This is a genomic window from Pseudomonas sp. Irchel s3f7 (genome assembly GCF_900187615.1).
Lineage (GTDB): Bacteria > Pseudomonadota > Gammaproteobacteria > Pseudomonadales > Pseudomonadaceae > Aquipseudomonas.
Map to the genome: position 1 here is coordinate 270,908 of NZ_FYDO01000002.1, position 15,566 is coordinate 286,473.

At 60.6% G+C, this 15,566-nt stretch carries 9 protein-coding genes; all 9 read right to left on the minus strand.

Going from position 1 to position 15,566, the window contains the following annotated elements; translation table 11 throughout:
• Positions 1-2: 2 nt before the first annotated feature.
• Positions 3-1,475: a type II secretion system ATPase GspE gene (gene gspE, locus CKW19_RS02765; RefSeq protein ID WP_095056477.1), complete on the minus strand. Its 1,473-nt coding sequence runs from the start codon at positions 1,473-1,475 to the stop codon at positions 3-5.
• A 4-nt stretch (positions 1,476-1,479) separates the two neighbouring features.
• Positions 1,480-3,399, minus strand: coding sequence for a type II secretion system secretin GspD (gspD, locus tag CKW19_RS02770; RefSeq protein ID WP_095056478.1), 1,920 nt, complete (start codon positions 3,397-3,399; stop codon positions 1,480-1,482).
• A gap of 8 nt (positions 3,400-3,407) precedes the next feature.
• The gene (locus CKW19_RS02775; RefSeq protein ID WP_371856333.1) at positions 3,408-3,770 is read right to left on the minus strand and encodes a hypothetical protein; all 363 of its coding nucleotides are present in this window, start codon (positions 3,768-3,770) and stop codon (positions 3,408-3,410) included.
• A 179-nt stretch (positions 3,771-3,949) separates the two neighbouring features.
• Positions 3,950-4,567 carry a cytochrome b/b6 domain-containing protein gene (locus tag CKW19_RS02780; RefSeq protein WP_371856334.1) on the minus strand — a complete coding sequence of 206 codons (618 nt, stop codon included), beginning with the start codon at positions 4,565-4,567 and terminating at the stop codon, positions 3,950-3,952.
• A 9-nt stretch (positions 4,568-4,576) separates the two neighbouring features.
• On the minus strand, positions 4,577-6,043 hold the full coding sequence (gene gbpA / locus CKW19_RS02785; protein ID WP_095056479.1) for an N-acetylglucosamine-binding protein GbpA: 1,467 nt from the start codon (positions 6,041-6,043) through the stop codon (positions 4,577-4,579).
• Between the two features lie 292 nt (positions 6,044-6,335).
• Positions 6,336-7,403, minus strand: coding sequence for a uroporphyrinogen decarboxylase (gene hemE / locus CKW19_RS02790; protein WP_095056480.1), 1,068 nt, complete (start codon positions 7,401-7,403; stop codon positions 6,336-6,338).
• Between the two features lie 222 nt (positions 7,404-7,625).
• Positions 7,626-9,044 (minus strand): FAD-dependent oxidoreductase, encoded by a 1,419-nt coding sequence (locus CKW19_RS02795; RefSeq protein ID WP_095056481.1) that lies wholly within the window; start codon positions 9,042-9,044, stop codon positions 7,626-7,628.
• Between the two features lie 125 nt (positions 9,045-9,169).
• Positions 9,170-13,615: a glutamate synthase large subunit gene (gltB, locus tag CKW19_RS02800; RefSeq protein ID WP_095056482.1), complete on the minus strand. Its 4,446-nt coding sequence runs from the start codon at positions 13,613-13,615 to the stop codon at positions 9,170-9,172.
• A 351-nt stretch (positions 13,616-13,966) separates the two neighbouring features.
• A complete protein-coding gene (locus CKW19_RS02810; protein ID WP_095056483.1) occupies positions 13,967-15,559 on the minus strand; it encodes an AAA family ATPase in 1,593 nt (530 codons plus the stop codon).
• Between the last annotated feature and the right edge of the window lie 7 nt (positions 15,560-15,566).

A 15,566-nucleotide genomic window follows, 5' to 3' on the forward strand; every position in this document is an offset into this window, starting at 1 on the left:
GGTCAGTGCTCCTGCGTCACGCGCAACAGTTCGTCGAGGCTGGTCAATCCGCTCACCACCCGCTGCTGGCCGTCCTGAAACAGGCTGCGTGAAACCTTCCGCGCTTCTTCGATCAGCGCCTGTTCGCTGGCGCCCTGATGGATGAGCGCCGACACCGCGGGGGTTACGCTGATCAACTCGTAAATGCCGATGCGTCCGCGATAACCGTGCTGGCATTGCTCGCACCCCACCGCTCTGAACAACGACGGCGGCGTTATAGGATCGAGCCCCAGACGTTCGCAAGCCGCAGTGTCGGCGATGTACGAAACCTTGCAGTGCGGACACAACATGCGCAGCAGTCGCTGGGCCAGAATGCCGACCAATGAGGACGCCAGCAGATAGGCATCGACACCCATGTCCACCAGCCGCGTGACCGCGCCGGCCGCGCTGTTGGTGTGCAAGGTCGACAGCACGAGGTGCCCGGTGAGGGAGGCCTGGACAGCGATCTCGGCGGTTTCGCGGTCGCGGATTTCGCCGACCATCACCACGTCCGGGTCCTGTCGCAATATCGCCCGCAAGCCTCTGGCGAAGGTCATGTCTACCTTTGGATTCACCGGCATCTGACCGACGCCCGGCAGGTGATATTCGATAGGGTCTTCGACGGTGAGGATGTTGCGGGTCTGGTCGTTGAGGCTGCTCAGGGCCGCATACAGGCTGGTGGTTTTGCCGGAGCCCGTGGGACCGGTCACCAGGAGAATGCCATGGGGTTTTCCCAGCAACAGGTGCAACGCTGCAAGCGTGTCATCCGGCATGCCCAGCCGATGCAGATCCAGTCGCCCGGCCTGTTTGTCGAGCAGGCGCAACACCACTCGTTCGCCGTGCGCTGAAGGCAGCGTAGAGACCCGCACATCGACTTCATGACCGGCCAGACGCAAAGCCATTCGGCCATCCTGGGGCACGCGCTTTTCGGCAATGTCCAGGCGCGCCATGACCTTGATCCGCGACACCAGCAGCGTCGCCAGTTCGCGCCGCGGCCTGAGCATTTCACGCAACTGGCCGTCGACCCGCATGCGCACCGACAGGTATTGCTCGAACGTTTCCAGATGCACGTCGGAGGCATGCTCGCGCACCGCTTCGCCGAGCAGGGCGTTGATCAACCGAATGATCGGCGCATCGCCCTGCTGCTCCAGCAGGTCGGCGGTTTGCGGGACTTGATTGACCAGGCTGAGCAAGTCCAGCTCTTCGTCCAGCCCTTGGGCGACCTGTTCCATCGCGCTATGCCCTTCGCGATAGGCCGCTGCCAGACGCAAGGCGTATTCGCCGGGCTCGACGATCTGTATCGGCAGCGCCCGGCCGCACACGCGCTGCGCTTCCGCCAACGCGGTCAGCGATGCATCGGCGCGTATCACCAGGCATGGCTTGTCACCCGCTTGCTCCAGCAGCACACCGCAACGCCGGGCAAACCCGAACGCCAATTGCTCGCAGACTCCGCTCATGGCATCACGGCGCCTTGCCGCGCAGGTCGAACACTGGCGCGTCACTCACGGGCTCGAACAACTGGCGCGCTTCGGCCGGCAGCAGCAACGAGTTGTTTTCACCGGCGCCGGACTTGCTCAGGTCACGCAGCGCGTTGTACCGCTGCTGGCTGACCTGGGACAGGTCCTCTTTGCTGCGCACGATGGTCGGACGCAGAAAAACCATCAGGTTGCTTTTGGTCTGGGTGTCGCGACTCCAGCGAAACAGCGCGCCGAGATACGGAATATCGCGCAGCAGCGGCACACCGCTTTTCTGGGTGCGCACGCTATCCCGGATCAGCCCGCCGATCACGATGATTTCGCCATCGTCGGCGAGGATGGTGCTCTTGAGCGCACGCTTGTTGGTGATCAAATCCGAAGAGTCGATGCCCGACACCGACGGCGCGATGTCCGACACTTCCTGCTGGACCTCAAGACGCAAAGTCGAGCCTTCATTGATGTACGGCTTGATCTTCAGGCTGATGCCCACGTCCTTGCGCTCGACGGTAGTGAACGGATTGTCCGCACCGTTGCTGTTGGTCGCGTAGGAGCCCGTCTTGAACGGTACGTTCTGGCCGACGATGATTTCCGCTTCCTGGTTATCCAGCGTCAACAGGCTCGGCGTCGAGAGCAGGTTGCTGTGGGTGTTGCTGGCCAGCGCCGAAATCAACGCACCGAAGCGGTCGCTGCCCAGTTGCAGGATCGCGCCTTCGGGGGCCGATTTTTTCTCATCGAATGTCAGCCCGCCGACAATCGGAATGTCGGTGCCGGGGAAGTTGATGAAGCCTTTGGCGTCGCCGGTGTTGAGGTTCCACTGCACACCGACGGCCTCGGCGATGTCCCCAGAGATTTCGACGATGGCGGCATGGATCAGCACTTGGGCCCGTGGCTGATCCAACTGACGCACGATGCTTTCGATGGTCCGCACTTGTGCCGGTTCGGCGATCAGCACCAAGGCATTCTGGCTTTCGTCAGCCTTGATCATGAACGTCGCGCCGGTGGATGCGTCCCTTGCATTGCCGACGCCGGGCGCCTGCTTTCTGCCCTGCCCCATCGACTCCAGAATCTCGGCCAATTGCTTGGCATCGCTGTGGCGCAGGCGAATCACCCGGGCGTTGTCGAGGGTGGCGGTGGCGGGCGTATCGAGGCCTCGCGCCAACTCGGTCAGGCGCTGGCGAACGGCCGGCGGACCGATGAAGATCAGGCGATTGGTGCGGTTGTCGGCCAACACCTGGATGGCGGACTCGGCGTTGCGTTTGCCCAGCGAAGCCTCGATCACGGGCGCGACATCAGCGGCCTGGGCATGCCGCAGTTGCACCACGGTATGCAGGTTGTTCTGACCGGAATCCAGTTGGCGCACGACCTTGCCGATGCGAGCCACATTGGCCGCTGTATCGGTCACCACCAACGCATTGGCCGACACCGACGGGCCGACGTAGCCACTGGCCGACACCAACGGCCGCACCAGCCCGGCAATGTCCGCAGCGCTGCTGGTGTTCAAGTCGATGACACGGGTCACATATTGCGAGGCCGTGGCGGTCTTTTCCGAGCCCTGACCGGCGCGCGTCCTGGCCTCGGCAACCGGCGTGATGAGGATCCGGTCGCCCTCGTCGATCACCGTAAAGTTGTGGGCATCGAGCACCGAATAGAACAGCCGGCGCACCCCTTCGCGGTCCAGCGCCTGGCGGGACATGACCGTGATGCGGCCGGAGACTCGAGGGTCCAGCACCACGGTGGTTCCCAGAATGTTGGAGATCTCTTCGACGATGTCGCGCAGTTCGGCATTGTTCATCGCCAACTGCCATTTTTCTTCCTCGGCCTCAAGGGCGCCGTGGAACAACGCGATCGTCATGGCGACAAAAAAAAGCACAGGCCGCAACGCCTGTGCCCCGAGAACGCTATTCATGAATGTGTTCACTCTGACACCCCGGTATCGGGGAGGAAAAAACGCGGAGAAATGATCGGTGCCGGTGATTTGGCGGGGGCTTCAACCCGATGCAGAAAAGCGCTGGCAGCAGGCTTGAGGGCCAACAATTCTTCTCGCCCCTTGCTCCACAACACCACCTGACCGGCCTCGATCCGGCGCAGTACGCTGCCGCCGGGCAGGCGATCTCCCACCTTGTAAAGGTGCGAACCCTGGGAGTCCGCCAGCAACGCTTTGGATAATCCGCTGCGGATAACAAAACTCGCGTGCAAGATCAGTGGTTCGGTACTGGGTACCAACTGCGCACCGGCCGTGAGGCCGAGCACCGTAGCGACCGAGGTTGCATCTAGCATTTCTCGGGGCAGTGCAGCTGTTCGAATGATCTCGACGGGCTGGGGAGGAGTCGCAAGGCCTTCGCGAAAACGCCACTCTTGCCAGGCCAGAAATGCGCCGTAGCTTACTGGCACCGCCAATAAGCACAGACGTGCAGCGAGCCTGGTCAAACGTGCCAGTGAAAACCTCACAGCTCCATTCACTCAAATTGCCCCTTCGCCGCCTTGTTGCACCGAAAAAATGACATTCGTCGCAACACGCGATGGTTGCAGGCTTCATGGAAAATCACGGCACCGACATGCAGCGCAATCAGTAACGAAAGCACAACACATGCCCAAATATGCACGGTGAAGTAACGGGCGATCAGATGCGGATCACGCAGCGGTTGAGCAAATTCCACAACCCCAAACACATCAATCGGACGATCCATCATCAACACGCCAGTCACCAGTACGATGGCGACAATCAGATAAATCAGCATGTGCACCAACGGTGCAAGCGCATCGACAAGCAAAATGGATTTCCAGTCCAAACAACGGACATGCGAAAAAAACAAAAACAGCCGCCATACAAAAAACGGTATGAACACGGTCGTCAGCGAGACATTGAAGGACGCTACCGACTGTTTGATGGGTGCCGAAACGTCAACACTGGCCACAAAAAAACCGGACAGCAACGTCCATAAAATGACAGCCGCCGAAAACCAGTGCAGCCATACACGCAGCGTGGAGTAAACCAAAACCGTCATTTTCAACCCGATCATCAACAGATGAGATGAGTCTTCAGGCGACCCGAATTCGATCACCTGAAGTGTCACGCAAAGGACTTACAGCTTGTTCCACGCCATGTGCCAATGAGCACCGACGCCGGGCTCGTAACCGTTGGCGCTCGGGCTGTACTGCTTGCAGTAACCGGACTTAGGGAACGGCTTGCATTCAAAGACTTCATTGGTCTTCGGTTGCAGGACTTTGGTGCCGTCGGTGTAGTCGCTGATGCCTTCGGGGAACACGAAGTCATAGTCGGCGCCTGCGCCTTCACCGGTCATGTTGACGGTCTGGGTATCCTGGCGAGTGGTACGGCCATCCAGGGTGGTGCCGACGAGCGTCAGGGTGTGCACATCCGGATTGCTGCGAACATCCATGCTGAGCATGGCTGAACCGCTGTCGATTTGTGTCGAGGTCACACCGACCGGCTTGTTGCTCTTGTCGAACAACGTCGCTTCGATGTTCATCCTGCGGTTGGACAGCACGCCGAAATCGACTTTGGCCTGACCTTTGTCCAGCACGTACTCAGGTTGCAGCGTCGACACCCCAAGGCGCGCGGCGGCGTCTTCCTTCATGTCCAGCTGCACTTCGTAACGGATAACACCGCTTTGTTTCTGGGCGTAAATACTGTTGCTGCCTTTGACCGGTTCGATATTGCCGCTTTCATCACGGACACCGGCACGGACCAGGGTGTGGGTGGCGTTGATCTTTTCCGCCAGGTTGAATGCCCAGTTTTGCGGCACGCCGCCTTCAGCGTTGTCGATGCTGATTTCGACGCTGTACTCCGGGTTCTCGCCAGTAGCGGAGAACGCACGAGCCTTGACCTTGTCGCCCACCAGCAATGTGGTCGAAGGCGCGATGCTGCCCACGGAGGACCAACCACCCGGCAGTTCTGCTTCCGCCAGGATGTTCACGTCAGTCGGGTTGTAGAACGCCGCATCGGTATCACCGACAGTCCAGATCGCCAGAATGACGTGATGACCGGTTTTCTCAGGGGGGATGGTGCAGGTGTGCTTATCGCTGTCAGACGGCTTCTGATTGCCACCATCGACGGTGCAGAACGGATTTTCTTCAAAAGTGGCTCGCTTGAGCGATTCGTTCGGGTTCCAGCCGTCGCGGCTGATGAAGTACTCATGCTTGGTGGCCGGGTGAACGGCGGTGTAGCGCCACTGGAAATCGATCGTGCGATTCTTGATTTCCGTCAGGTGCCAGCGGGTGGCGGACTGCGCGTCCAGTGCGGAGAACAGCGCGTGGCCGCCACTGGCGATTTTGCCATCGACCGGGCCCTGCAGCGGTGCGCCGCCGACGCCAGCCGGGAAGCCTTTGAAGGTTTCACCGACGCTTTGCGGTTCGTACTGGGCGCCGCCGCAGTTTGTGTTCAAACCTTTCTGGCAAACCAGGGCACGGGAAGGTGGCACTTCCAGATAGCCGTGTGCGGAAACGGTTTGCGTGGTCAGCATTGCCGACAACAGGACCGCAGTGGACGTGCACGCGGTCAACGCACTTCTTTTATCAAACGTGATTTTCATGAATATTCCAGGCTGATTATCGAAAACAGGGCACCTTGTGGGCGCCGAAGTTCGCTTCGTGATTGTTCGGCGTTGCGCCGGACAAGGGCCTGGAACCTTACGGGGATAGAAGAAAATTCTATGTAGGAGGAGTCAACAAACGAGGCGGGAACAGTCTCTCTATTCCCCTATCTGACAACATCAGAAACTACTCTTACAGCCAGTGATGATTTATCGACCGAACTTTTAAACGGCATAAAAAAACCTGTCCGGCACGAGGCGGGACAGGTTTTTGCGAAACCGGGATTAACCGTTACTCGTGATACTGCGCCGACAACTCATGCACCGCGCGCAGGAAGGCACCGGCGTGCTCCGGATCGACTTCCGGGGTGATGCCATGGCCGAGGTTGAACACGTGGCCGCTGCCTTTGCCATAGCTGGCCAGAATGCGCCCGACTTCGGTACGGATGGCTTCCGGTTTTGCGTAAAGCACGGTCGGGTCCATGTTGCCTTGCAGGGCGACTTTGTCACCCACGCGGGCGCGGGCACTGCCGATGTCGCAGGTCCAGTCCAGGCCCAGTGCATCGGCGCCGGCATCGGCGATGCTTTCCAGCCACAGGCCACCGTTCTTGGTGAACAGGATGACCGGCACCTTGCGACCTTCGTGTTCGCGGATCAGGCCGCTGACGATTTTCTTCATGTAGGCCAGGGAGAATTCCTGGTACGCCGCCGCCGAGAGGGCACCGCCCCAGCTGTCGAAGATCTGTACCGCTTGCGCACCGGCCATGATCTGACCGTTGAGGTAACTGGTGACCGTCTGCGCGAGCTTGTCCAACAGCAGGTGCAAGGCTTGCGGGTTGTCGTAGAGCATGGTTTTGGTCTTGCGGTAGTCTTTCGACGAGCCGCCTTCGACCATGTAGGTGGCCAGGGTCCATGGGCTGCCGGCAAAGCCGATCAGCGGCACGCGGCCGTTCAGTTCGCGGCGGATGGTGCTGACCGCGTCCATCACGTAGCCGAGGTCTTTGTGCGGATCAGGAATCGGCAGGGCCTCGATGTCGGCCAGGGTGCTGACGACTTTCCTGAAGCGCGGACCTTCGCCGGTTTCGAAGTACAGGCCTTGGCCCATGGCATCGGGGATGGTCAGGATGTCGGAGAAGAGAATCGCTGCGTCCAGTTGCGGGTAGCGGTCGAGCGGCTGCATCGTGACTTCGCAAGCGAACGCCGGGTTCATGCACAGGCTCATGAAATCGCCGGCCTTGGCACGGCTGGCGCGGTATTCAGGCAGGTAGCGACCGGCCTGACGCATCATCCACACGGGGGTGACGTCTACGGGTTGCTTGAGCAGGGCGCGCAGGAAACGGTCGTTCTTCAGGGCAGTCATGTCGGCATCCGGAAAAAAAGTGCGGGCATTTTCTCAGAGCGCGACGCAAAAGGCACGGTTGCAGGTCAGCCTTTTGTCTATCGAGTCAATTTGTCGCATTTTTGCAGCACCCAAAAACACTGTAGGAGCCGGCTTGCTGGCGATGCAGACGACGCGGTGTATCAGGTACACCGCGTTATCGTTCATCGCCAGCAAGCCGGCTCCTACAGGGTGAGGCGTCGATCAGACGCCCAGGTAATCCAGGATCCCTTCGGCGGCATTGCGGCCTTCGAAGATCGCCGTCACCACCAGGTCGGAACCGCGCACCATGTCGCCACCGGCGAAGATTTTCGGGTTGCTGGTCTGGTGCTTGTACTGACCTTGTTCCGGTGCCACGACACGGCCCTGGCTGTCGGTCTGGATGCTGAACTGCTCAAACCACGGCGCCGGGCTTGGACGGAAACCGAAGGCGATAACCACGGCGTCGGCCGGGATGATCTCTTCGGAACCCGGGATCGGCTCGGGGCTGCGACGGCCACGGGCGTCCGGCTCGCCGAGACGGGTCTCGACCACCTTCACGCCTTCGACCTTGTCTTCACCGACAATGGCGATCGGCTGGCGGTTGTAGAGGAATTTCACGCCTTCTTCCTTGGCGTTCTTCACCTCTTTGCGCGAGCCCGGCATGTTCGCTTCGTCACGACGATAGGCGCAGGTCACCGACTTGGCGCCCTGGCGGATCGACGTCCGGTTGCAGTCCATCGCCGTGTCGCCACCGCCGAGTACCACGACCTTCTTGCCTTTCATGTCGACGAAATCTTCCGGCGACTTTTCAAAGCCCAGGTTGCGGTTGACGTTGGCGATCAGGAAATCCAGCGCGTCGTACACGCCCGGCAGGTCTTCACCGGCAAAGCCGCCCTTCATGTAGGTGTAGGTGCCCATGCCCATGAATACGGCATCGTATTCTTCGAGCAGTTGCTCCATGGTCACGTCCGTGCCCACCTCGGTGTTGAGGCGGAACTCGATGCCCATGCCGGTGAAGACTTCGCGACGATTGCTCAGCACGGTCTTTTCCAGCTTGAACTCGGGAATGCCGAAGGTCAGCAGACCGCCGATTTCCGGGTTCTTGTCGAACACCACCGGAGTCACGCCGCCACGCACCAGCACGTCGGCACAGCCCAGGCCCGCAGGCCCGGCACCGATGATCGCGACACGTTTGCCGGTCGGCTTGACCTTGGACATGTCCGGGCGCCAGCCCATGGCGAACGCGGTGTCGGTGATGTACTTCTCCACCGAACCGATGGTCACCGCGCCGAAGCCGTCGTTAAGGGTGCAGGCACCCTCGCACAGACGGTCCTGCGGGCACACCCGGCCGCAGACTTCCGGCAGGGTGTTGGTCTGGTGCGACAGTTCGGCGGCCTGGAGGATGTTGCCCTCGGCCACCAGCTTCAGCCAGTTGGGAATGAAGTTGTGCACCGGGCACTTCCATTCGCAATACGGGTTACCGCAACCCAGGCAGCGGTGGGCCTGGTCGGCCGACTGCTGGGGTTTGAAGGGTTCGTAGATTTCCACGAACTCTTTCTTGCGTTGACGCAACAGTTTCTTCTTCGGATCCTTGCGCCCGACCTCGATGAATTGGAAGTCGTTGCTGAGTCGTTCGCCCATCTTCAAAACCTCTTACACGACAGCTTCAAGCTCTAAGCTTCAAGCTGCAAGACAATCACGGTGGCAGGCACAACGCGCACTGCTGTTAACTTGCGGCTTGAAGCTTGCCGCTTGCAGCTGCGTCGTTACTGCGGATTCGCACGAGTACTGGAGAGCAGAGATTTCAAGCTCGCCGCCTTAGGTTTGACTAGCCAGAAACGACGCAAGTAATCATCGAGGTTCTCGGCGAGTTCACGACCCCACTCGCTGTCGGTTTCCTCGACGTACTCGTTCAGCACGCGTTGCAAATGGCTGCGGTAGGCTTCCATCGCCTCGCCGCTGATCCGCTGGATTTCCACCAGTTCGTGGTTGACCCGGTCAACGAAGGTGTTGTCCTGGTCGAGCACGTAGGCGAAACCGCCGGTCATGCCAGAGCCGAAGTTGTAACCGGTCTTGCCCAGAACGCAGACGAAACCACCGGTCATGTACTCGCAGCAGTGATCGCCAGTGCCTTCCACGACGGTGTGGGCACCGGAGTTACGCACGGCGAAACGCTCGCCCGCGGTACCGGCGGCGAACAGCTTGCCGCCAGTGGCGCCGTACAGGCAGGTGTTGCCGATGATGGCACTGTCCTGGGTGCGGTAGACGCTGCCCTTCGGCGGAACGATGACCAGCTTGCCGCCGGTCATGCCCTTGCCGACGTAGTCGTTGGCATCGCCTTCCAGGTACATGTTCAGGCCGCCAGCGTTCCACACGCCGAAGCTCTGACCGGCAGTGCCCTTGAAGCGGAACGTGACCGGCGCGTTGGCCATGCCCTGGTTGCCGTGCTTGCGCGCGATTTCGCCGGAGATCCGTGCGCCGATGGAACGGTCGCAGTTGCAGATATCCAGGGCGAACTCGGCGCCGCTCAGGTCGTTGATCGCCGAGGTGGCCATGTCGACCATTTTCTCGGCCAGCAGGCCCTTGTCGAACGGCGGGTTGCGCTCAACGCCACAGAACTGCGGCTTGTCCGCCGGCACGTGGTCGCTGCCCAGCAACGGGGTCAGGTCGAGGTGATGTTGCTTGGCGGTCTGACCTTCGAGGATTTCCAGCAGATCGGTACGGCCGATCAGCTCTTCGAGGGAGCGCACGCCCAGCTTGGCCAGCCACTCACGGGTTTCTTCGGCGACGTAGGTGAAGAAGTTCACCACCATGTCGACGGTACCGATGTAGTGATCCTTGCGCAGCTTCTCGTTCTGAGTCGCTACGCCGGTGGCGCAGTTGTTCAGGTGGCAGATGCGCAGGTATTTGCAGCCCAGGGCGATCATTGGCGCGGTGCCGAAGCCGAAGCTTTCAGCGCCGAGGATGGCTGCCTTGATCACGTCGAGGCCGGTTTTCAGGCCGCCGTCGGTCTGTACCCGGACTTTGCCGCGCAGGTCGTTGCCACGCAGGGTCTGGTGGGTTTCGGCCAGGCCGAGCTCCCACGGAGCGCCCGCGTATTTGATCGAGGTCAGCGGCGATGCGCCGGTGCCGCCGTCGTAGCCGGAGATGGTGATCAGGTCCGCATAGGCCTTGGCCACACCGGCGGCGATGGTGCCGACGCCCGCTTCTGCTACCAGCTTCACCGAGACCAGTGCCTTCGGGTTGACTTGTTTCAGGTCGAAAATCAGCTGCGACAAGTCTTCGATCGAATAGATGTCGTGGTGCGGCGGTGGCGAAATCAGGGTCACGCCCGGCACTGCATAACGCAGTTTGGCGATCAGGCCGTTGACCTTGCCGCCTGGCAGTTGACCGCCTTCGCCCGGCTTGGCGCCCTGGGCGACCTTGATCTGCAGCACTTCAGCGTTGACCAGGTATTCCGGGGTTACACCGAAACGGCCGGTCGCGACTTGCTTGATTTTCGAGCTCTTGATGGTGCCGTAGCGTGCCGGGTCTTCGCCGCCTTCGCCGGAGTTGGAACGCGCACCGAGGCGGTTCATGGCTTCGGCCAGGGCTTCGTGAGCTTCCGGCGACAGGGCGCCCAACGAAATACCGGCGGAGTCGAAGCGCTTGAGCACCGATTCCAGCGGTTCGATCTCGCTGATGTCCAATGGAGTGTCGAGGGTTTTGACTTTCAGCAGGTCGCGGATCATCGACACCGGGCGGTTGTCCACCAGCGACGTGTATTCCTTAAACTTGCTGTAGTCGCCCTGCTGCACAGCGGCTTGCAGGGTGTTGACCACGTCCGGGTTGTACGCGTGATATTCGCCACCGTGGACGAACTTCAGCAGACCACCCTGCTGGATCGGCTTGCGCGGGCTCCAGGCTTCGGTGGCCAGGGCTTTCTGCTCGGCTTCGATGTCGACGAAACGCGCACCCTTGATGCGGCTCGGCACGCCACGGAAGCTCAGGTTGCAGACTTCCTCGGACAGGCCGATGGCTTCGAACAGCTGCGCACCGCGGTACGAAGTGATGGTCGAGATGCCCATCTTCGACAGGATCTTCAGCAAGCCCTTGGTGATGCCTTTACGGTAATTCTTGAACACCTCGTAGAGGTCGCCCAGCACTTCACCGGTCCGGATCAGGTCGCCCAGCACTTCGTAGGCCAGGAACGGATAAACGGCAGAGGCGCCGAAACCGATCAGCACGGCGAAGTGATGCGGGTCACGTGCAGTCGCGGTTTCAACAAGGATGTTGGAGTCGCAACGCAGGCCTTTTTCGGTCAGGCGGTGGTGCACCGCGCCGGTGGCGAGCGAAGCGTGGATCGGCAACTTGCCCGGGGCAATATGACGGTCGCTCAGCACGACTTGAGTACGACCGGCGCGCACGGCTTCTTCAGCTTGATCGGCAACGTTGCGGATCGCAGCTTCCAGGCCGACGCTTTCGTCGTAGTTCAGATCGATGATCGCGCGCTCGAAGCCCGGACGATCGAGGTTCATCAGCGAGCGCCACTTGGCCGGGGAAATGACCGGCGAGCTGAGGATCACGCGCGAGGCGTGTTCCGGCGACTCTTGGAAGATGTTGCGCTCGGCACCGAGGCAGATCTCCAGCGACATGACGATGGCTTCACGCAGCGGGTCGATCGGCGGGTTGGTGACCTGCGCGAACTGCTGGCGGAAATAGTCGTACGGCGTACGCACGCGCTGGGACAGCACGGCCATCGGCGTATCGTCGCCCATCGAGCCAACGGCTTCGTAGCCCTGCTCGCCGAGCGGACGCAGCACCTGGTCGCGCTCTTCGAACGTGACCTGATACATCTTCATGTATTGCTTGAGCTGATCGACGTCGTAGAACGCCGAACCGTGATCGTTGTCTTCCATGGTTGCCTGGATGCGCAGGGCATTCTTGCGCAGCCATTGCTTGTACGGATGACGGGACTTCAGACGGTTGTCGATGGCGTCGGTGTCGAGGATCTGGCCGGTTTCGGTGTCCACGGCAAAGATCTGGCCCGGGCCAACGCGGCCTTTGGCAATCACGTCTTCAGGCTGGTAGTTCCAGACGCCGATTTCCGAAGCCAGGGTGATGAAGCCGTTGGTGGTGGTCACCCAACGCGCCGGACGCAGACCGTTACGGTCGAGCAGGCACACCGCGTAACGACCGTCGGTCATTACCACGCCGGCCGGGCCGTCCCACGGTTCCATGTGCATCGAGTTGTATTCGTAGAACGCACGCAGATCCGGGTCCATGGTCTCGACGTTCTGCCACGCAGGCGGAATGATCATCCGCACGCCACGGAACAGGTCGATGCCACCGGTGACCATCAGCTCGAGCATGTTGTCCATGCTGGAGGAGTCGGAACCGACACGGTTGACCAGCGGGCCGAGTTCTTCCAGATCCATCAGATCGTTGGTGAACTTGGTGCGACGGGCCACGGCCCAGTTGCGGTTGCCGGTAATGGTGTTGATCTCGCCGTTGTGCGCCAGGAAGCGGAACGGTTGAGCCAGCGGCCATTTCGGCAGGGTGTTGGTGGAGAAGCGCTGGTGGAACACGCAAATCGAAGTTTGCAGGCGCTCATCGCTCAGGTCTGGATAGAAGGCGGTCAAATCCGCCGGCATCATCAGGCCTTTGTAAATGATGGTCTTGTGGGAAAAGCTGCACACGTAGTGATCGCTGTCGGCGGCGTTGGCCACGGACGAGCGACGACGGGAGGTGAACAGTTTGACGGCCATGTCCTGATCGCTCAGGCCTTCTCCGCCGATGTACACCTGCTCGATCTGCGGCAGGCGCTCAAGGGCCAGGCGGCCGAGGACGCTGGTGTCGATTGGCACTTTGCGCCAGCCGATCAGTTGCAGGCCGGCGGCCAGGATCTCGCGGTTCATGTTCTCGCGAGCGGCTTCGGCTTTCACCGGGTCCTGGTTGAAGAAAACCATGCCCACCGCATATTGCTTGGGCATTTCAACGCCGAAGGTTTCCTGGGCGATAGCGCGCAGGAACGCGTCCGGCTTTTGAATCAGCAGACCGCAACCGTCACCGGTCTTGCCGTCGGCATTAATCCCACCGCGGTGGGTCATGCAGGTCAGGGCCTCGATGGCCGTTTGCAAAAGGGTATGACTGGGCTCGCCCTGCATATGGGCAATCAGGCCGAAACCGCAGTTATCCTTGAATTCATCTGGTTGGTACAGACCTGCTTTCATAGACACTTTCTCACCAGGCTGCCTCTTATCGAGGCAAATTTCTTTTCAATTCAACTAGTTACCTTCCGCGCCGAACGTACGCCAGCTTTGCGGGGGCAAAAGGGAGGTCATTGTACACACCGACACAGAGGCTCACAAATTTGACGACGAGATGTCGCAAATCTATGTCGCATTTGTGAAAGGTTTAAAGCGATACGCTGTGCTAGTCAAAACTTTTTTTAATTCTGACCGCAACGACTCAAAGACTACTGTGACGCAGACACCACAAGGCACGCAGTCTGTAGAGACGGCGCGCACTTGCAGAGATTTTGAGGTGCCTGGAGAGGCGGCCTGGGTAAGGCCGCCGAATCTTCAGCGAGTTGTTGCCAGTTCCTGTTGGACGCTGGCGACAGTGCGAGGCCAAGGTTTACCAGCCTGAACCTTCGCTGGCAAGGCCTTGATGGCGGAAACGGCTGCATCACGATTGGAGAAATTGCCGTAAGTGATGACGTAAAGCGGCTTGCCGTTGAGGACTTTCTTGAAATAACGGTACTCGCCGCCCTGCTCTTTCACGAAGCTTTGCGCGCTCGCTTCAGAGCTGGTGCCGAGGATCTGCACCACGTAGTTGCCCGGCGCCTGACCGGCATACCAGGTACCGCCAGCGGCCTTGGCGGCAGGCGCGGTTTTCTCGGCAGGCTTGGCTGCGGCGACGGCCGGTTTGGCAGGCGCTGGAGCAGGCTTGGCGGCAGGCGCCGGAACCGGTGCCGGCTTGGCTGTAGCGACTTGAGTCGGCGCAGGTGTCGGCTTGGCCGCTGGCGTCGGCGCAGCACCGGCCGTAACGCCCGCTGGCGGCGCAACCGTGGTCACGGTTGGCGGTGTATCGCTCGAACCTTCAAGCGGCACACCATCATCGCCTTCGGTGATGCCACCCGCCGCTTCGGCCAGCGGGCCACGCATGACCGGCTGCGAGTTACCGACCAACGGCAAAGGCATCGGCTGCGTGTTGCCGGCGAATTCGACGGACGGAGCGCCATCGCTCGATTGTGGCGCGCCCTGGCCGAGTGGCAATTGCGCCTGTTCGTTGGCCGGCGCACCGGTGCTCGGTGCTTTGCTGCGACCTGGCATCAACCAGGCGGCGGCTACCGCGACCACGACGACGGCGGAAATCGCCAATACGTGTTTCTTCGGCATATTGAACCCCATTTTTGGACGCTTCACCGCTGAGCGGCTGGCAATCATGGCTTCGATCATTGCATCGCGGGCGACCTGGTTGATGTTGCCAGGCCAACCGTCGGAGCTTTCGTGAATATCAGAGATCTGTTGCGCGGTGAAAAGTTCGATACCCCGACCCGCACCCTCAAGGCGCTGATCCAGATATTCGCGGGTCTCTTCTTCGGTGTAAGGCTGCAGCTCGATGACGTGGAAGCGTTCTTCCTCAAGGTGCAACGCATCAAGCTGAGCAATCAGCGACGACTCACCGAACAGGAACACATGTGGGCGACCTTCCGGCGCGCCGGCAGCCAGGCCCATCAAGGCTTCAAGCGCGGACTCGTCGAGCTGCTCGGCATCATCCACCAGCAGGTAGACTTCCTGCCCGGTAAGGGCAAGTTGCACCACCTGGGCCAGGATTGCGTCGATTTCGGCGTGCGCCACGTCCAGCGCCTGGGCCACCTGGCGCAGGACACCCGCCGCATCACCGGCACCACGGGCGGAAACCACCACGCTCTGCACCGTTTGCTTGTTGGTACTGGCCACGAGGGCCTGGCGCAGCAGGGTCTTGCCACTGCCCTGCGGGCCAGTGACGACCAGCAACAACTGGCTGTAACGCGCCAGATGATGCAGTTGCCCCAGTACCGGTTTGCGCTGGGCCGGGAAGAATTTGAAGCCAGGAACCCGCGGAGCAAAAGGGTCATGACTCAATTGGAAATGGCCGAGGAACGCCTCGTCGGCATGCAAACTAGTCATCTCGATC